We start from the raw sequence: 18,412 nt of genomic DNA on the forward strand, positions 1-18,412 counted from the left end.
CCTCTTAAAACGCATTGGGGATCCACTCCGGTGTCTCCCCCTCAAACAGCACCACGTCGAAACGGCAGGATTGATTGGCTTCGTTGAGTCCATGCTGTTGCAGGTAGTGGCGAGCGGCCAATTGTACCCTGTGTTGCTTGGTTTTGGTGATGGATTCGGCGGCGCCTCCGTGTGAGCGACTGGCGCGATAACGCACCTCGACGAAGACCAGGGTCTGCCCCTGGCGCATGATAAGGTCGATCTCGCCGCCACGGCAGCGGTAATTGCGCCAGAGAGGCTGCAGCCCGGCGGCTTGCAGCCTCTGTTCTGCCATCAACTCAAAGCGACTGCCCGGATGAGTCGGGGACGGCGTCGGCAGCAGGTTCTGCAGGCGTTGCTGCATCTGCTTCAGGAGTCGCTTCATCGGTCACTTCGGGGGTGGGGGCATTGTCGTCACGCAGCGTGCCGTTGCGATAGGTGGCCCAAACGGGCTGGCGCTGGATCACGCCGTCATTGGCCACGCTGAGCTCACCGGTCAAGCCCGGCATGCTCATGGTGGGCACACTCCTCAGTTGTTGCAGTTTTCCTGTCAGAGAGAAGGCGTCATAGCCCATAGCAAACAGCCGCAGCGCATCGCCCTGGAGCTGTGGCCACAACTGCTGCACCTGGGCTTTCAGTTCATCGTGATAACCCAGCATGATCGGCATGTCGGAGATATGCAGGCCGTTGAGTTCTGGCAGCACCTCGCGGGCCTGACTGTCGTAGCCCCGTGCCGCGGTGAAGGTGGCCAGCCCGCCATTAGCCTGGCTGACGTTGAAGTCGATATAGGGCTTGATGGTGCGGGTCTCGGTGGGGTTACCCACGACATAGGCGGCATCGATGCCGTTAAAGGTGTTATGCGAAGGTTGCTCCCCCCCTTGCAGCGGGGCGACTTGCTGCACGCGACCCGCTGCACTGCCACTCAGGGCGTTGCGCACCATGCCCTGGATCTCCTGCCGGCCGCCATAGGTGGCGACGATGGCCCGCCCCTGACTGACGGCTTGCCAGGCCTTCTCAAAGCTTTGAACACTGGCATAGCCGATGCGGTCCTGCGCGGCCAGCACCAGAGGTTGACGATATCCTTGCTGGTGCAGGTAGCGGGCTGCCTGAGCGGCATCGGCGCTGGCCGAGAGGGAGAAGAAGTAGAGCTTGTCACCGGTGACCGGTTTGTCGAGCTCGTTGAGGGCCAGCACGGGCACTGTGGGTTTGAGCGCCATCAGTGCTTGCACGCGATCCTTCAGCAGAGGGCCGATGATCATGTCGGCGCCCTCGGCCAGCGCCTGCTGATAGAGGGCCGCAATGGCCTTGCTCTGGGTGTCGTAAAACTTCACCTTGAGCTCGCTGCCACTCTGCTTGTAGGACATCAAGATGCCATATTGAATGGCCTGCCCCTGGGAGGCGAGATTCCCAGAGAGGGGAATGAAGACGGCGGCCTGCAAGGGCGTCGTCAACTCGCTGTTTAGCAGCGCCCCCAGCCCGGCGGGCATGTCGGTCAGGGCCGGATGTTGCGGGAAGCTGCGCTTCCAGATATGGAGCTGGCGGGTGAGCTGATTGGGCTGGGCGCCATACTGATTGACCAGCGCCGCCAGTTGCAGCCAACCGGTCGTCACATCGGGAGCCGGTGCCTCTTGCAGGGATTGCAGGGTTGCCGGGGTGATGCCTTGCAGTAGCGTCCAGATCTGGCGGTGGTTTTCCCCCAGCGCTGTACCCTGCAGGATGGGCTCCATGGCGATGAGGCTCTTGGCAGCACCGAAGCGATCGTTTTTGTCGAGCTGCAGGTTGGCCCGCTGCAGATACCACACCTTGTCGGTCTCCTTGTCGAGGACGGTGGCTGGCTTCTGCTCCAGCAGCGCCAGGGCGCCGGCACTATTGCCCTGGGCCAATACGAGCTGAGCCTCCAGCAGTTGCAGTGCGGCCAGCTGCTCGGCGCTCTTGGCTTGTTTACGCAGCTGTTGCAGCAGGGCGGCGGCAGGCGTTGCCTTGCCGGCGGCCAGATGGCTACGGGCAGCCAGGATCTGCCAGGTAAACGCCTCGCCGGGCTTGTCTTCATCAATCTGATCCAGATACCACTCGGCATTTTGAGTCAGCTTGGCAAAGGGAGAGGACGGGCCCTGATGGGCATCCTGCTGAGCCGGGCCAGAGGCACAGGATGCAAGCAACAGAGCGGCAGCCAGGATGCTGGCAAGTCGTGGTACACTTAGCTGTTTTGTAAACCGGTTCAAGTTCATTCCCCGACCAGTGTTGAAAATTCCCCATAGTGTAAACGGGGCATAATGACGACACAATTGTGTCGGGGCACGCGGAGACTTCATGAGCGCAATCCCCACCCTTTATATTGTTCCCACTCCCATCGGAAACCTGGCGGACATCACCCAGCGTGCCCTCGATACCCTGCGCAGCGTCGATCTGGTGGCGGCCGAGGATACCCGGCATACGGGAATCCTGCTCAGTCACTACCAGATCTCGGTGCCCACCTTCGCTCTGCACGACCATAACGAGCAGCAGAAGGCCGAGGTGCTGATTGCCCGCATCAAGGAGGGCAAGAGCGTGGCACTGGTCTCTGATGCCGGCACCCCGCTTATCAGCGATCCTGGCTATCACCTGGTCACCCGCTGTCGTGAGGCCGGGGTCAAGGTGGTGCCCTTGCCTGGCCCCTGCGCCGCCATCACTGCGCTCTCTGCCGCCGGCCTGCCCACCGATCGTTTCACCTTCGAAGGCTTCCTGCCGGCCAAGGCCAAGGGGCGTGACGACAAGCTGCAGGATCTGGCCGAAGAGGCCAGAACCATGGTCTTTTACGAGTCCCCACGGCGGGTGCTGGAGACGGTCGATGCCATTGCCCGTATCCTGGGTGAGCGTCAGGTGGTGCTGGCGCGTGAGTTGACCAAGACCTTCGAGACCATTCATGGCCTGCCCGCTTCTGAGCTGCTCGCCTGGTTGGGCGAAGATGAGCATCGAACCCGTGGCGAGATGGTGCTGATGGTGGCCGGGGCGCGCAAGGATGCCGACGATCTGCCTGCCGAGGCTGTCCGCACGCTGGGGTTGCTGGTGGCCGAACTGCCCCTCAAGAAGGCGGCGGCTCTGTGTGCCGAGATCCACGGGGTGAAGAAGAATGCCCTCTATAAATATGGTCTCGAGCACCTCAGCGGCGAATAATCGGGATTTAACGGTTTACCCGCAGCGGACGCTGAGGCTATAATCCGCGCCCGGAGTTGGCCGGGCAATCGCTGCTTCGTCGTTGTGTCCCTCGGGACAGACGGGCGGAGGGGAGGAAAGTCCGGGCTTCATAGGGCAGGGTGCCAGGTAACGCCTGGGAGGCGCGAGCCTACGACCAGTGCAACAGAGAGCAGACCGCCGATGGCCCGCAAGGGATCAGGTAAGGGTGAAAGGGTGCGGTAAGAGCGCACCGCGCGACTGGCAACAGTTCGTGGCACGGTAAACTCCACCCGAAGCAAGACCAAATAGGCCCCCTTTGGCGCGGCCCGCGTTGGGGGCGGGTAGGTTGCTGGAGCCTGCGAGTGATTGCAGGCCTAGAGGAATGGTTGCCACCGGGGAAACCCGGTACAGAACCCGGCTTACAGGCCAACTCCGACCTTATATCTGAACCCCGCACTTGTTGCGGGGTTCTCTTTTTTACCCGGTTCAGTATGCCCGGAGCCGTCAATCGGTGCTGAATTTGTCTCTCTTTGGTATGGCTGACGGCCCTTTTCCATTCGGTGTGGCAGCAATATCTGCTGTAAAATCAGCACCCTTTATTTATTTCCTCGAATTACCCCGTCTTTTGGCTCCTATTGTGGCCCCACGTTGCTTGAAAAGGGCCAGCCCCCTCCTTAAACTTTACCGTGGAGAAAAGTGGATCAAAGTGGTTTTTAGATCCAGGGATAGGGCGAGCAAGGGATAACTAGCGGGTGTTGCGTGGCGCTCATGCCATTAGCCTCGATACCAAGGGGCGACTGGCCATACCGACCAGATTTCGTGATTGGCTTCGTGATGAATGCGAGGGCCAGCTGGTCTGCACCATCGATCTGACCCACCCCTGCCTGCTGCTTTACCCACTGCCCGAGTGGGAAGAGATTGAGCGCAAGCTGCGCACTCTATCCAACATGAATCCCATGGAGCGGCGGGTACAGCGCCTGTTGCTCGGTCATGCCAGCGAGTGTGAGCTGGATGGTAATGGACGTTTGCTGCTGAGCCCCCCCCTGCGTGCCCATGCCGGGCTGGAGAAGCGGGTGATGCTGATAGGGCAGCTCAACAAGTTCGAGCTGTGGGATGAAGAGCGTTGGCTCAAGCAAGTGGACGATGATATTCGGGGTCTGCCGCAGGATGACTGGTCTGGCTCCGACCGACTACAGGACTTCTCTTTATAAATGACGCAAGGCTTTGAACACATCACGGTACTGCTCGACGAAGCGGTGGAAGGGCTGGCCATCAAGCCGGATGGCATCTACGTGGACGGCACCTTCGGTCGCGGCGGTCACTCCCGCCTGATCCTGCAGCAACTGGGGCCGACGGGGCGTCTTATCGCCATCGATCGGGACCCCCAGGCCATTGCCGAGGCGTCAACCATCGACGATCCCCGCTTCGAGATCGTGCACGGCCCCTTCTCGGGGGTGGCCGGCTATATCGCCGAGCGTGGCCTGACCGGCAAGATCGACGGCTTCTTGATGGATCTCGGGGTCTCCTCGCCCCAGCTCGATGATGCGGATCGTGGTTTCAGTTTCATGAAGGACGGTCCCCTCGACATGCGGATGGACCCGACCAGTGGCCAGAGCGCCGCCGAGTGGCTGGCTCACGCCGATATCGACGATATCGCCTGGGTGCTCAAGACCTTTGGCGAGGAGCGCTTTGCCAAGAAGATAGCGCGAGCCATCGTCCACGATCGGGATGAGACCCCCTTCACCCGCACCCGACAGCTGGCCGAGATGATTGCCCGGGTCAATCCGAGCAAGGAGAAGGGCAAGCACGCGGCCACGCGCAGCTTCCAGGCGATCCGTATCTATATCAACAGCGAGCTCGACGAGATTGAGAGCGCGCTTAATGCCTCTCTCGCGATGCTCAAGCCGGGTGGCCGCCTGTCGGTGATCAGCTTCCACTCCCTCGAGGACCGGTTGGTCAAGCACTTCATTCGCAAGCATGAGAAGGGACCCGAGATCCCTCATGGCCTGCCGCTGACCGAGGCTCAACTCAAGGGTGATCGCAAACTCAAGGCCGTCGGCAAGGCGCTCAAGCCCTCCGATAACGAGATCAACCAGAACAGTCGCTCCCGCAGCTCGGTGCTGCGAGTAGCCGAACGTTTGCCGGAGTAGAGCATGGCCGAAGAGCGTATCAACCTTTCCCGCGAGATCCTCTCCGATCTGGGACGTCACAAGATCCAGCTCTTCCTGATCCTGGCGGTCTTGGTGACCGCCTTCGCCAGTATCCTGGTCACCAACATGACGCGCACCACCACCTCTCGTTATAACGAACTGATGGCAGAGCGGGATTCGCTCGAGATCGAGTGGCGCCACCTGCTGCTCGAGCAGAGCACCCTGGCCGAACACTCCCGCGTCGCGGCCCTGGCGATGGAGAAGCTGCAGATGGCGCGTCCCATCGTCACCACCGAGAAGGTGATCATAGAGCCATGAGTCGCAAACCTACTCCCAAGGCAACCAAAAACGCCAAACAGACGACCACGGTCCACCCGTGGCGCTTCCGCACCCTGATCGTCTTCATCGGGATCGCCTTTGTCGGTTTGATCCTGCGCCTTGCCTGGATCCAGGTCATCGATCCCGACCGTCTGCGCCAAGAAGGGGATATGCGTTCCCTGCGTACCACAGAGACCCAGGCGGTGCGTGGCATGATCACCGACCGCAATGGTGAGCAACTGGCGGTTTCTGTGCCGGTTGAGGCGGTGTGGGCGGATCCCAAGACGGTGCACGAGTCCGGTGCCGTCAACAATGAACGTGCCTGGCAGGCGCTCTCCGAAGTGCTCAAAGTGGATCTCAAGAGCCTCAAGCACAAGGTGGCCAATCCCAAGAAGCGTTTCGTCTATCTGCAGCGCCAGGTCACTCCTGCCGTGGCCGAATACATCAAGGGGCTCCGGCTGGGTGGTGTCTATCTGCGCCCCGAGTCGCGCCGTTTCTATCCGACCGGCGAGATCAGTGCCCACCTGGTGGGGGTGACCAACATCGATGGCCGGGGTATCGAGGGGATCGAACGCAGCTACAACGACTGGCTGACCGCCACGCCGGGCGAGATGCGGGTGCGTAAAGACAGGCACGGTCGGGTCATCGAGCACCTGGGCGTGGTCAAAGAGGGGAAAGATGCCAACGACTTGAGCCTGAGCATCGATCAGCGGGTTCAGTCCATCGCCTATCGGGCACTCAAGAAGGCGACCGATGAGAACATGGCCACCTCAGGCTCCATGGTGATGCTGGATATCAAGACCGGCGAGGTACTCGCCATGGTCAACACCCCCTCTTATAACCCCAACAACCGAGGCCAATATCAGAGTTTCCGGGTGCGTAATCGGGTGGTAACCGACACCTATGAGCCGGGCTCGACCGTCAAACCGTTGATCTTGCTCAGTGCCCTGCACGCCGGGGTCACCAGCTGGGACGACTTCATCGATGCCAAGCCCCTGTTTATCGGCGCCAAGCAGATCAAGGACGTGAGTATCCATCACGCCAATAACCTCCACGATATCCTGCGCTACTCCTCCAACATCGGCATGTCGCGGATCGCCCTGCGCATGCAGGCTCAGGACATGATCAACACCCTCAGTCTGCTTGGCTTCGGCATCGAATCCGGCAGCGGCCTGATGGGAGAGAGTGGCGGCATGTTGCCGCAGCGCCGTCGTTGGTCTGATATCGAGCGCGCAACTCTCTCGTTTGGTTATGGTCTGCGGGTGACCCCGCTACAACTGGTCTCGGCCTACTCCACCCTGGCCAATGGTGGTTGCCGGGTTCCCATTTCGGTGACCCGCCTCGACAAGGCACCGACCTGCGAGCAGGTGATCAATCCCAAGGATGCCAGGGCGATGCTCGGTGCACTCGAATACGTGGTCGATAGCGCCATCCCCAAGGCCAAGGTGCCGGGCTTTCGCATCGGCGGCAAGAGTGGTACCGCCAAGGTGGCGGTCGCCGGTGGCTATGGCAAGGACTACATGGCCTGGTTTGCCGGTTTTGCCCCCGCCAGCGATCCCCGTTTTGCCATGGTTGTCGTGATCAATGAGCCCAAGGGTAAGGCCTATTACGGTGGTGCGGTCGCGACCCCACCGTTTGCCGAAGCCATGGGTGGTGTATTGCAACTGTTTAATATCAGGCCGGATGCCGACACGGCGCCTCAGGCCGGAAAACTCGCCCGCCAGGAGGCTCCCCTTGTTCCGCGCACTTGATCTACTGTTGCAACCCTTCGGCGTGACCGCACCCGCGGTCTCGTTGACCGGCATAACCCTCGATAGTCGTGAGGTGCGCCAGGGCTTCCTGTTTGTGGCGGTGAAGGGGCATCAGGTGGATGGCCGACGCTTCATCGAGCAGGCGGTGGCCCAGGGGGCCGCCGCCGTGTTGTTCGAGGCAGATGAGGGCTACGTCGCCCCCGCCGTGGGCGTGCCCTGTGTTGGGATTCCCGACTTGTCCGCTCATCTTTCTACTCTGGCTGGTCGCTTCTACGGTGAGCCTGCCGCCGAGCTTCAGCTGGTGGGGGTAACCGGAACCAACGGTAAGAGTACCACGGCGCTGCTGGTGGCCAACTGGCGTACCCTGCTTGGGGGTCGTGCCGGCGTGATGGGCACAGTGGGTAATGGCCTGTTTGGCGAGCTGGTCGAGGCGGCCAACACCACCGGCAGTGCCATCGAGGTGCAGGGCACCCTGCGCGCCCTGCGCGACCAAGGGGCAGACTTGGTGGCCATGGAGGTCTCCAGTCACGGCCTGGTACAGCACCGAGTGGCCGGGGTGCGTTTCGCCGCTGCGGCGTATACCAACTTGAGTCGCGATCACCTGGATTATCACGGCACCATGGAGGCCTATGGTGAGGCCAAGGAGCGGCTGCTGGATCTGGTCGCCGAGCGGTGCGCCGTCATCAATGGTGACGATGAGCTCGGGCGTCAGTGGTTGGCGCGTCGACCCGCCGCCGTGGCCTACAGCATGGAGGGGGGCGTCACGGGTCATCAGGGCCCCCAACTGCTCGCCTCCGAGCTGGAATTTCATCAGCAAGGCTTCCGTGCCCGCATTACCTCACCTTGGGGGAATGGTGTATTATCCGCCCCCTTGCTGGGCCGCTTTAACGTGGCGAATGTGTTGGCGGCCATGGGGGTCATGCTGGTGCTGGGTTATGACTTCCAGAGCCTGCTCGACAGCGCCCCTCGCTTGCAACCGGTGACCGGTCGAATGGAGTGCTTCGGCGGCCAGGGTAAGCCCCTCGCCGTGGTCGACTATGCCCATACCCCCGATGCCCTCGAGAAGGCGCTGGCTGCCCTGCGTGTGCATTGTCACGGGCGCCTCTGGTGCCTGGTCGGGTGTGGCGGAGATCGGGATCGCGGCAAGCGTCCCATGATGGCGGCCATGGCCGAGCGTCATGCGGACCGCGTTATCCTGACCGACGACAACCCGCGCACCGAAGAGCCGCGTCAAATCATGGCCGACATGGTGGCGGGGCTGAGCCAACCCGAGACGGTGCAGATAGAGCACGACCGGGTGACGGCCATTCGTCTCGCCCTGACTCAGGCGGGCCCGCAAGATATCGTCCTGGTGGCCGGTAAGGGTCACGAGGATTACCAGATCATTGGCAAGGACAAGCGCCACTACAGCGATCGCGAGACGGTCGCTGCCGTGCTGCAAACACTACCGGAGTCATTCAGATGATGACCCTTCAACTCTCCGACATCGCCAGCGTCATCGAGGCTCGCCTGGTCGGGGAGGATTGCACCATCAAGGCCGTCAGCACCGACACCCGTCAGCTGGCGAGCGGATCCCTGTTCGTTGCCCTGCGTGGCGAGCGCTTCGATGCCCATGACTTCTGCGACCAGGCTCTTGCCGCCGGTGCCAGCGCCCTGTTGGTCGAGCGTGAGCTGCCGTTGGCTGTGCCGCAGCTGGTGGTCGACGATACCCTGCGCGGCCTCGGTCGTCTGGGGCGTCTGGTGCGCCAGCGGGTCAACCCCAAAGTCCTCGCCATCACAGGTAGCTGCGGCAAGACCACGGTCAAGGAGATGGCTTCCGCCATCCTCTCTCAGGAAGGGCGCGTGCTGGCCACCGCCGGCAACTTTAACAACGAGGTGGGGGTGCCGCTGACCCTGCTGCGCCTCGAGCCCGAGCACAATTTCGCTGTGATGGAGCTGGGTGCCAACCACAAGGGGGAGATCGCCTGGACCACCTCCCTGGCCCTGCCCGATGCCGCCATCATCAATAACGTGGCGGCCGCACATCTGGAAGGCTTCGGCTCCCTCGAGGGGATCTATCACGCCAAGAGCGAGATCTTCGAGGGGCTGAGCGAGGGCGGCACCGCCATCGTCAACGCCGACAACGAATTCTGGCCCAAGTGGCGGGAGCGGGGGATCGCCTGCGGCTTCTCCATCGAAGATCAGAGCCAGCCGTTCCACGCCCGCGACATCCGCATCAACGGAGCCGGGTGCGCCGAGTTTGTCATGGTCACCCCCGAGGGGGAGGTGGCGCTGACGCTGGCCATTCCCGGGCGGCACAACATCGCCAACGCCCTCTCTGCCGCCGCCGGCTGTCAGGCGCTCGGTGCCTCCCTGGCCTCTATCAAGGCCGGATTGGAGGGAATGGCGCCGGTCAAGGGGCGTTTCTGCGTCCAGCGCTGGGGTGGCCTCACCCTGATCGACGATACCTATAACGCCAGCGTGGAGTCTGTGCTGGCGGGGATCGATGCCCTGCGCGAGATGGCGGGCTATCGGGTGCTGGTATTTGGTGACATGCGGGAGCTGGGGGCCGAGTCGGCCGAACAGCATGCCCGGGTTGGGCATCATGCCCGTGAACGCGGCCTGGATGCCGTGCTCACGGTCGGAGAAGAGAGTCGCCACACCGCAGATGCCGCGGGTGGTCGTCATTTCGATAACAAGGCATCGCTCTATGAAGTGCTGGCAACCATGATTGAGAATCACGCAGAGATAGCGGTACTGGTGAAGGGGGCGCGTGGCTCCCGGATGGAAGAGATCGTCGAGATGGTCAAGCACCATCAGGAGCAGGCCCAATGCTAGTCTGGCTGGCGGAACTGCTCACCCCGCACTTTACCTTCTTTAACGTCTTCTCCTACCTGACGTTTCGTTCCATCCTGTCGATCCTGACGGGGCTGTTCGTCGCCCTCTGGATGGGGCCGCGCCTCATCCGTCGCCTCCAGATCCTGAAATTTGGCCAGGTGATCCGCAACGATGGTCCCGAGTCGCACCTCAGCAAGAAAGGCACCCCGACCATGGGCGGCCTGATGATCATCGCCGCCATCTTCACCTCGGTGCTGCTCTGGTGCCGTCTCGACAATCCCTATGTCTGGCTGGTGCTATTCGTGCTGGGCGCCTATGGCGCCATCGGTTTCGCCGATGACTACCTCAAGGTGGTGCGCAAGAATACCGATGGCCTCATCGCCCGCTGGAAGTACTTCTGGCAGTCCGTGGTCGCCCTTGGCGTCGCCTTCTATCTCTATACCACGGCGACCCACGACGGTCAGACCCAGCTGGTGGTGCCCTTCCTTAAAGAGGTGATGCCGCAGCTCGGGCTGCTCTTCATTCTGCTCACCTACTTTGTCATCGTAGGCACCTCCAATGCGGTTAACCTGACCGATGGTCTCGACGGTCTCGCCATCATGCCGACCGTCATGGTCGCCGCCGGCTTCGCCCTGATCGCCTGGGCCACCGGCAACGTCAACTTCGCCAGCTATCTGCACATCCCCTACGTGCCCTATACCTCCGAGCTGGTGGTGGTGTGCACCGCCATCATAGGCGCAGGGCTGGGCTTCCTCTGGTTTAACACCTACCCGGCTCAGGTCTTCATGGGCGACGTGGGCTCTCTGGCTCTCGGCGGGGCACTCGGCACCATAGCCGTGCTGGTGCGTCAGGAGTTCCTGCTGGTCATCATGGGCGGCGTCTTCGTGATGGAGACCCTCTCGGTGATCCTGCAGGTGGGCTCCTACAAGCTGCGTGGCGTGCGGATCTTCCGCATGGCGCCTATCCACCACCACTACGAGAAGAAGGGCTGGCCGGAGCCGCGCGTCATAGTGCGCTTCTGGATCATCACGCTCGTGCTGGTATTGCTGGGTCTGGCGACCCTGAAGGTGAGGTAAGCCCATGGTCATCATCATCGGACTCGGCAAGACGGGCCTCTCCTGTGTGGAGTACTTCCTCGCCAAGGGCGTGACGCCTCTGGTGATGGACACCCGCGCCAATCCGCCGGGCCGTGACCAGTTGCCGCCCGAGGTCGAGCTGATCCTGGGACTGGATGGGGAGCGTCTGAACCAGGCGCACCTCATCGTCGCGAGCCCCGGCATCGCTTTGGCGACCCCAGAGCTCAAGGCTGCCGCCGAGCGCGGCGTCGAGATCGTCGGCGATATCGAGCTGTTCGTGCGCGAGGCCAAGGCCCCCGTCGTGGCCATCACCGGATCCAACGGCAAGAGCACGGTCACGACACTGGTCGGTGAGATGATCCAAGAGGCCGGCCTTCGAGTCGGCGTGGGGGGCAACATTGGGGTGCCGGCACTGGCGCTCCTCAACGCGCCTGCCGATCTCTATGTGCTGGAGCTCTCCAGTTTCCAGCTCGAGACCACCCATAGCCTGCAAGCTGCCGCCTCAGTGGTGCTCAACCTCTCCGAGGATCATATGGATCGCTACGAGGGTATGGCCGACTATCGCGCCGCCAAGCAGAAGATCCATCAACACTCCCGTCACATACTGATCAACCGCGACGATCTGCAGACCCAGCCCGATGTGGGTACCGTCTGGAGCAGCTTCGGTCTCGACTGCAACGCCTATGGCCGCTGCGAGATTGAGGGGCGCTGCTGGCTCACCCTGCACGGTGAGCCCCTGCTGGCGGTGGACGAGATGAAGATAGTGGGTGCCCACAACCAGGCCAACGCACTGGCCGCCATGGCCCTGTGCGATGCGGTGGGCATACCGCGCGAGCCGCAGCTCGCCGTGCTGCGCCGCTTCGAGGGGCTGGCCCATCGCGCCCGCTTCGTACGCGAGGTCGGCGGCGTGCGCTGGATCAACGACTCCAAGGCCACCAACGTGGGCGCTACCCTGGCGGCCGTCGCCGGCGTGCGCGAGGCGGTCAAAGGCAAACTCATCCTGCTGGCGGGGGGCCAAGGCAAGGGACAGGATTTTGGTCCGCTACAGGCCCTGCTTGGCACCCAGATCGACAAGATGTACTGCTTCGGTCAAGATGGCGCCCTGTTGGCTGCTCTCGGTGCTCAGACCGAGCTGGTGGCCGACATGGATGAGGCGATCAGCCGCGCTGCCGCTGAGGCCAAGTCTGGTGATTGGGTGCTGTTGGCACCGGCGTGTGCCAGCCTGGATCAATTTAAATCCTTCGAGGAGCGGGGTGACCGCTTCAGTGCACGGGTGATGGGTCTATGAAACAACTGCTGCGATCGACTGCGGTCTGGGTATGGGGCGTCTTGATGCCCCAGCGGCCCGGCGCGCTCTATGATCGCCAGCTGGTGACCCTGGCCTTCTCCCTGATGATGGTCGGCCTCGTCATCGTCGCCTCTGCCTCCATCCCCGAGGGGATCTCCCTGGCGGGTGACCCCTTCCTGTTTGTGAAGCGTCACGCCACCTTCCTGGTGATGGCGCTCGGCATCGCCTGGTTCGTGTTGCAGGTACCCATGGTGCGTTGGCAGCAATACAACGGCTCCATGCTGCTGCTGGCCATCATCATGTTGGTGTTGGTGCTGGTGGCGGGACGCAGTGTCAACGGCTCGGTGCGCTGGTTGCCGCTGGGCCCCTTCAACCTGCAGCCGGCAGAGTTCGCCAAGCTGGCCCTGTTTGTCTATCTGGCGGGCTACCTGGTGCGGCGTCAGCACGAGGTGCGGGAGCGCCTCATCGGCTTCATGAAGCCGCTGGCGGTGCTCTTCGTGCTGGCCATCCTGCTGTTGCTGCAGCCCGATCTGGGTTCTGTGGTGGTGATGTTCGTCACCACCCTCGGCATGCTGTTTCTGGCCGGTGCCCGCATGATGCAGTTCATCGGCCTCATTCTGGCCGGTGTGGGCGCCGTGGTGACCCTGATCATCGCCGAGCCCTACCGGATGCGTCGTGTGACCTCCTTCCTCGACCCCTGGGCCGATCCCTTCGGTAGCGGCTATCAGCTGACCCAGTCCCTGATGGCGTTTGGTCGCGGCAGCTGGCTGGGGGAGGGGCTCGGCAACTCGATCCAGAAGCTCGAGTACCTCCCGGAGGCCCACACCGACTTCGTGTTCGCCATCCTCGGCGAAGAGCTTGGCTACCTCGGTGTGCTGGCGGTGCTGGCGCTGCAGTTTTTCATGGCGGCCAAGGCCCTGCGCCTCGGCCACGCCTGTCTCCAGGCCCAGCGCCTCTACGAGGGGTACCTCGCCATCGGCATCGGCATCTGGTTCAGTTTTCAGACGTTCGTCAACGTGGGCGCCGCCAGCGGCATGATGCCCACCAAGGGGCTGACCCTGCCACTGGTGAGCTATGGCGGCTCCAGTCTCATCATCATGTCGGTGGCGGTGAGTATGTTGATTCGTATCGATTTTGAGTTGCGCCAGGCGAGTGCCCAGGCGCGCGTGCGGGAGGCATAGTGAGCAAGACCTTGTTGGTGATGGCCGGTGGTACCGGGGGGCACGTCTTCCCAGGGCTGGCCGTGGCCGATCGATTGAAGGCGCAGGGGTGGACCATTCATTGGCTCGGCACCGCCGACCGGATGGAGGCTGAGTTGGTGCCTGCTCACGGCTACCCCATCTCCTTCATCGATATCCAGGGTGTCCGTGGTAACGGCCTCAAGCGTCTGCTCGAGGCGCCTTATCGCATCGTCAAGTCGATCCTGCAGGCGCGCCGCGTATTGAAAGAGATCCGCCCCGACGTGGTCCTCGGTATGGGGGGCTTCGCCTCCGGTCCGGGTGGCGTGGCGGCCTGGGTCTCGGGGATCCCCTTGTTGCTGCACGAGCAGAATGCCTCAGCCGGCATGACCAACAAGCTGCTGGCCCGTATCGCCAAGCGCGTGTTGATGGCCTTCCCCGGTGCCTTCGCACCAAGCCGCCGTACCGCCGTGGTGGGTAACCCGGTGCGTCCCGAGGTGGTTGCCCTGCCAGCTCCCGAGCAACGCATGGCGCGTGGTGAGCGCCCGCTTCGGCTGCTGATCATTGGTGGTAGCCTTGGGGCTCGTGTGCTCAATGAACAGGTGCCCCTGGCCGTGGCCGCCGCCGGCCTCCCCATCGAAGTCCGCCATCAGACCGGTAAGGGTAACCAGGACGCCGTGGCCATGGCCTATGGCAAGCTGGGGCTTGAGGCCGAGGTGAGTGACTTTATCAAGGACATGGCCGGGGCGTACGCCTGGGCCGACCTGGTGGTCTGCCGTGCCGGTGCCCTGACCGTTTCCGAGGTGGCTGCCGCCGGCGTCGCCGCCATTTTTGTGCCGCTGCCCCACGCGGTGGACGATCACCAGACCCGCAACGCCTTGACCCTGGTCGATGGCGGTGCGGCCGAGTTTCTGCCCCAGTCCGATCTGACCCCGGCATCCCTGGCTGCCCGTCTGGTCTGGCTGGCTGGGCGCAGGGATACATTGTTGAAGATGGCCCAGGCGGCTCGTCGCATCGCGATCGTCGATGCGGCAGAGCGCGTCGCTGACGAATGCAAACGTCTGGCCGAGTGAGAGAGAGCTATGACCAAGGTTGAACTGGCAAAACTGCGTACCATGATCCCCCAGATGCGCCGCGTGCGTCGCATCCACTTCATCGGCATCGGTGGTGCCGGTATGGGGGGGATCGCCGAGGTCCTGGCTAATGAGGGTTATCAGGTAAGCGGCTCGGATCTGGCGCGTAACGCCGTGACCGAGCGTCTCGTCGCCCTGGGGGCCGAGATCTTCCTCGGCCATAGCGCCGAGCATGTGCAGGGGGCCAGCGTCGTGGTGGTCTCTACCGCCATTCGGCAGGACAACCCCGAGCTGCTGGCCGCTCGCGAGCTGCGCATCCCCGTGGTGCGCCGTGCCGAGATGTTGGCCGAGCTGATGCGCTTTCGCCACGGCATTGCCGTCGCCGGGACCCACGGCAAGACCACTACCACCAGCCTGGTGGCCAGTATCTATGCCGAGGCCGAACGTGACCCGACCTTCGTCATCGGCGGCCTGCTCAACAGTGCCGGCACCAATGCGCGTCTGGGGAGCAGCCGTTACCTCATCGCCGAGGCCGACGAGAGCGACGCCTCCTTCCTGCATCTGCAACCTATGGTCTCTATCGTGACCAATATCGAAGCGGATCATATGGATACCTATGGCGGTGACTTCTCCAGGCTCAAGGCCACCTTCATCGAGTTTCTGCACAACCTGCCCTTCTACGGACTGGCGGTGGTGTGCGTGGATGACCCTGTGATCCGTGGCATGTTGCCCGAGATTGCGCGTCCCACCATCACCTATGGCCTCGCTGATGATGCCGACGTGCAGGTGCTGGATTTTGCCCAGACCACCAACCACAGCAGCTTCAAGGTGCGTCGTAAGGAAGGGGGTGAGCTGGCGGTGAGACTCAACCTGCCAGGAATCCACAATGCCTTGAATGCCGCCGCGGCAATTGCCGTCGCGACCGAGGATGGCATCGCCGACGAGGCCATCGTCCGCGCTCTCGAGAAGTTCGAGGGGGTGGGACGCCGCTTCCAGCAGTTTGGTGAGTTCGAGACCGGCCGTGGTAAGGCCATGCTGGTTGACGACTACGGCCACCATCCGAGTGAGGTGAAGGTGACCATCAACGCCGCCCGTGCCGGTTGGCCCGAGAAGCGGCTGGTGATGGTGTTTCAACCGCACCGTTACACCCGAACCCGTGATCTCTACGAGGATTTTGCCGAGGTGCTCTCCAAGGTAGATGTGCTGGTGATGCTCGAAGTGTATGCTGCCGGTGAAGATCCCATCCCTGGTGCCGATGGTCGGGCACTGTGCCGCTCAATCCGCTCTCGTGGCAATCTCGAGCCCATTTTTGTGGCTGCGACCGAGGATGTGCCGGCAGCGCTGGCCGACATCGTCGGCGAGGGGGATCTGGTGTTGACTCAGGGGGCGGGCAACGTTGGAGCCCTCAGTCGACGTCTTGCAGAGATGAAATTGGATATAAACCGCATGAAATCTGGCGTTTGAGCCAGTCATGGGGGTTTTGCCCCCCATGTCGGGGCCTATATAATGGCGAGTCCGGCACTGGGGCCGGCGAGACAAGGGGTTGAACGGGGAGCGCAGGTTGGAGGCAAGGGCACAGCCGCGCACCAAAGGAGGCTTCCTCGCAGGGGTTCTGTTTTTCCTGCTGGTGATTTGGGGCCTCTACCGGTGTGCATTAAATGTCAGCGACTGGCTGACGGATGCGAATCGGTTGCCCATGAGTGAGCTGTTGCTGCAGGGGCAACACGACTATGTGAAGCCCGAAGAGGTGCGAGTCGCTGTGCTTGATGGCGCAGAGTCGCGTAACTTCTTCGAGCTGGATGTCAATGCGGTCCAGGCCCGTCTGAATGCCCTGCCATGGGTGGCTCAGGTGTCGGTCCGCAAGAAATGGCCGAACAAGATCAAGGTGTTCCTGACCGAGCAGACGGTGGCGTCGCGTTGGAATGGAAATCGCTTCCTGAGCAAGGATGGCGTGGTCTTCAAGGCGCCCGACCGGGTCAAGGTTCCTCTGGTTTCCCTGTCGGGGCCGGACGATCAGGCCAAGCGGGTTTTGGAGGCTTATTACGGGTATCAGGCGCTGCTCTCGGCGAAAGGATTCAGGATCGCCAAGGTCAATCTCACGGCCCGTCATGCCTGGGAGTTGACCCTGGAGGGGGGCACCCAGCTGTTTCTTGGGCGCTCGGATGAGCTCTCTCGTTTGCAGCGGTTTGTCGATGTCTTTCCGGATATCCAGCCCCGTGAGCTGATCGCTTACGTGGATCTGAGATACGACACCGGATTGGCGGTTGGATGGAAGAAGAACGAAGAGAAAGTGAATGACCAAAGCCGCAGATAGAAACCTGATTGTCGGACTGGACATCGGCACCAACAAGGTGGCGGTTCTGGTGGGTGAGGTATTGCCGGACGGTGAGTTGAATGTCATCGGCATGGGCAGCCACACCTCGCGCGGCATGGACAAGGGGGGCGTGAACGACCTCGACTCCGTGGTCAAGTCGTTGCGCCGCGCCGTCGAAGAGGCCGAGATGATGGCCGACTGCCAGATCAGCTCCGTCTATCTGGGGCTGTCGGGCAAGCATATCGACTGTCGCAATGAGACCGGCATGGTGCCCATCTCCGATGAGGAGGTGACCCAGGAGGATGTGGACAACGTGATCCACACCGCCAAGTCGGTGCGTCTCTCCGACGAGCTGCGCGTACTGCACGTGCTGCCCCAAGAGTTCGCCATCGACTACCAGGAGGGGATCAAGAACCCGGTCGGTCTCTCCGGTGTGCGGATGGCCGCCAAGGTGCACATCGTCACCTGTCACAACGACATGGCGCGTAACATCGAAAAATGCGTGGAGAAGGTGGGGCTGCGAGTGGACCAGCTTATCTTCTCTGCCCTGGCGTCCAGCTACGCCGTCCTCACCGAGGACGAGAAGGAGCTCGGCGTCTGCGTGGTCGACATCGGTGGTGGCACCATGGACATGTCCCTGTTCACCGGGGGCGCCCTGCGCCACACCAAGGTGATCCCGTACGCTGGCAGCACGGTCACCAGCGACATCGCCTACGCCTTCGGCACTCCGCCGCTGGACGCCGAGGCGATCAAGGTGCGCTACGGTTGCGCCCTGGGGCGCTTGGTCAGCAAGGAAGACACCATAGAGGTGCCGAGCGTGGGTGGTCGTCCCGCCCGCAGTCTGCAACGTCAGACGCTGGCCGAGGTGATAGAGCCGCGCTACACCGAGCTGCTCTCCATGGTTCATGACGAGCTGGTGAAGGTGCAAAACGAATTGAAGCAGCAGGGGGTCAAGCATCAGCTGGCCGCCGGCGTCGTGCTCACCGGTGGCGCCGCCCAGATCGAGGGCGTCGTCGAGTGCGCCGAACAAGTTTTTCAGTGCCAGGTGCGAGTGGGGGAACCCCTCAACGTGCGCGGCCTGAGTGATTATGTGCAAGCACCGGTCTATTCCACGGCCGTGGGGTTGCTGCAGTATGGCCGCACGCACCAAAGCAGCGGTCCGAGCAAAGAATATGCCGCCAAGGCAAGTGTCGGTGGGCTGGTCAAACGGGTCAGCAACTGGTTGCGTGGCGAGTTTTAAGAATTTTGCTGAAGTCAGCAAATAAAGCGGAGAGAC

Annotated in this window: 16 protein-coding genes and 1 other RNA gene; 15 read left to right on the forward strand and 2 right to left on the reverse strand. The window is 62.4% G+C overall.

Translation table 11 applies throughout. From position 1 onward, the window contains the following. Positions 1-4 precede the first annotated feature (4 nt). Positions 5-403 carry a YraN family protein gene (locus tag BN1121_RS06310; RefSeq protein WP_152424632.1) on the reverse strand — a complete coding sequence of 133 codons (399 nt, stop codon included), beginning with the start codon at positions 401-403 and terminating at the stop codon, positions 5-7. Further along, complete coding sequence (locus tag BN1121_RS06315; RefSeq protein ID WP_043157250.1) at positions 318-2,246, reverse strand: penicillin-binding protein activator; 1,929 nt, start codon at positions 2,244-2,246, stop codon at positions 318-320. The genes BN1121_RS06310 and BN1121_RS06315 overlap by 86 nt, the downstream gene beginning before the upstream one ends. Before the next feature lie 82 nt (positions 2,247-2,328). Between BN1121_RS06315 and rsmI the strand changes: the two genes are divergently transcribed. The 15 genes from rsmI to ftsA all read left to right on the forward strand — a co-directional run bounded on the left by rsmI (position 2,329) and on the right by ftsA (position 18,376). Then, positions 2,329-3,171 (forward strand): 16S rRNA (cytidine(1402)-2'-O)-methyltransferase, encoded by an 843-nt coding sequence (gene rsmI, locus BN1121_RS06320; RefSeq protein ID WP_005349686.1) that lies wholly within the window; start codon positions 2,329-2,331, stop codon positions 3,169-3,171. A 52-nt stretch (positions 3,172-3,223) separates the two neighbouring features. Beyond that, positions 3,224-3,609, forward strand: an RNA gene (rnpB, locus tag BN1121_RS18985) — RNase P RNA component class A. 314 nt (positions 3,610-3,923) lie between these two features. Further along, complete coding sequence (gene mraZ / locus BN1121_RS06325) at positions 3,924-4,382, forward strand: division/cell wall cluster transcriptional repressor MraZ (RefSeq protein WP_005349688.1); 459 nt, start codon at positions 3,924-3,926, stop codon at positions 4,380-4,382. Beyond that, entirely contained in the window at positions 4,383-5,321 is a 939-nt protein-coding gene (gene rsmH / locus BN1121_RS06330; protein WP_005349690.1) for a 16S rRNA (cytosine(1402)-N(4))-methyltransferase RsmH, read from the forward strand. It abuts the gene before it with no gap. A gap of 3 nt (positions 5,322-5,324) precedes the next feature. After that, entirely contained in the window at positions 5,325-5,639 is a 315-nt protein-coding gene (ftsL, locus tag BN1121_RS06335; RefSeq protein WP_005349693.1) for a cell division protein FtsL, read from the forward strand. Then, positions 5,636-7,390, forward strand: coding sequence for a peptidoglycan glycosyltransferase FtsI (locus BN1121_RS06340; protein WP_005349698.1), 1,755 nt, complete (start codon positions 5,636-5,638; stop codon positions 7,388-7,390). The genes ftsL and BN1121_RS06340 overlap by 4 nt, the downstream gene beginning before the upstream one ends. Beyond that, positions 7,323-8,855: a UDP-N-acetylmuramoyl-L-alanyl-D-glutamate--2,6-diaminopimelate ligase gene (murE, locus tag BN1121_RS06345; protein ID WP_043597440.1), complete on the forward strand. Its 1,533-nt coding sequence runs from the start codon at positions 7,323-7,325 to the stop codon at positions 8,853-8,855. The genes BN1121_RS06340 and murE overlap by 68 nt, the downstream gene beginning before the upstream one ends. Continuing rightward, complete coding sequence (gene murF / locus BN1121_RS06350; protein ID WP_005349702.1) at positions 8,852-10,207, forward strand: UDP-N-acetylmuramoyl-tripeptide--D-alanyl-D-alanine ligase; 1,356 nt, start codon at positions 8,852-8,854, stop codon at positions 10,205-10,207. The genes murE and murF overlap by 4 nt, the downstream gene beginning before the upstream one ends. Continuing rightward, positions 10,201-11,283: a phospho-N-acetylmuramoyl-pentapeptide-transferase gene (gene mraY / locus BN1121_RS06355; RefSeq protein WP_005349704.1), complete on the forward strand. Its 1,083-nt coding sequence runs from the start codon at positions 10,201-10,203 to the stop codon at positions 11,281-11,283. Before murF ends, mraY begins: the two co-directional genes overlap by 7 nt. 4 nt (positions 11,284-11,287) lie before the next feature. Beyond that, positions 11,288-12,571, forward strand: a complete 1,284-nt coding sequence (gene murD / locus BN1121_RS06360) for a UDP-N-acetylmuramoyl-L-alanine--D-glutamate ligase (RefSeq protein ID WP_005349706.1) — start codon at positions 11,288-11,290, stop codon at positions 12,569-12,571. Beyond that, on the forward strand, positions 12,568-13,752 hold the full coding sequence (ftsW, locus tag BN1121_RS06365; RefSeq protein WP_005349708.1) for a cell division protein FtsW: 1,185 nt from the start codon (positions 12,568-12,570) through the stop codon (positions 13,750-13,752). The genes murD and ftsW overlap by 4 nt, the downstream gene beginning before the upstream one ends. Continuing rightward, complete coding sequence (gene murG, locus BN1121_RS06370; RefSeq protein WP_005349710.1) at positions 13,752-14,822, forward strand: undecaprenyldiphospho-muramoylpentapeptide beta-N-acetylglucosaminyltransferase; 1,071 nt, start codon at positions 13,752-13,754, stop codon at positions 14,820-14,822. The genes ftsW and murG overlap by 1 nt, the downstream gene beginning before the upstream one ends. A 9-nt stretch (positions 14,823-14,831) precedes the next feature. Further along, entirely contained in the window at positions 14,832-16,286 is a 1,455-nt protein-coding gene (gene murC, locus BN1121_RS06375) for a UDP-N-acetylmuramate--L-alanine ligase (protein WP_005349711.1), read from the forward strand. 97 nt (positions 16,287-16,383) lie between these two features. Next, positions 16,384-17,136 (forward strand): cell division protein FtsQ/DivIB, encoded by a 753-nt coding sequence (locus BN1121_RS06380; protein WP_043157251.1) that lies wholly within the window; start codon positions 16,384-16,386, stop codon positions 17,134-17,136. Next, positions 17,117-18,376 carry a cell division protein FtsA gene (gene ftsA, locus BN1121_RS06385; RefSeq protein WP_005349713.1) on the forward strand — a complete coding sequence of 420 codons (1,260 nt, stop codon included), beginning with the start codon at positions 17,117-17,119 and terminating at the stop codon, positions 18,374-18,376. The genes BN1121_RS06380 and ftsA overlap by 20 nt, the downstream gene beginning before the upstream one ends. The last annotated feature ends 36 nt before the right edge of the window (positions 18,377-18,412 follow it).

Source organism: Aeromonas diversa CDC 2478-85, from assembly GCF_000819805.1.
Lineage (GTDB): Bacteria > Pseudomonadota > Gammaproteobacteria > Enterobacterales > Aeromonadaceae > Aeromonas > Aeromonas diversa.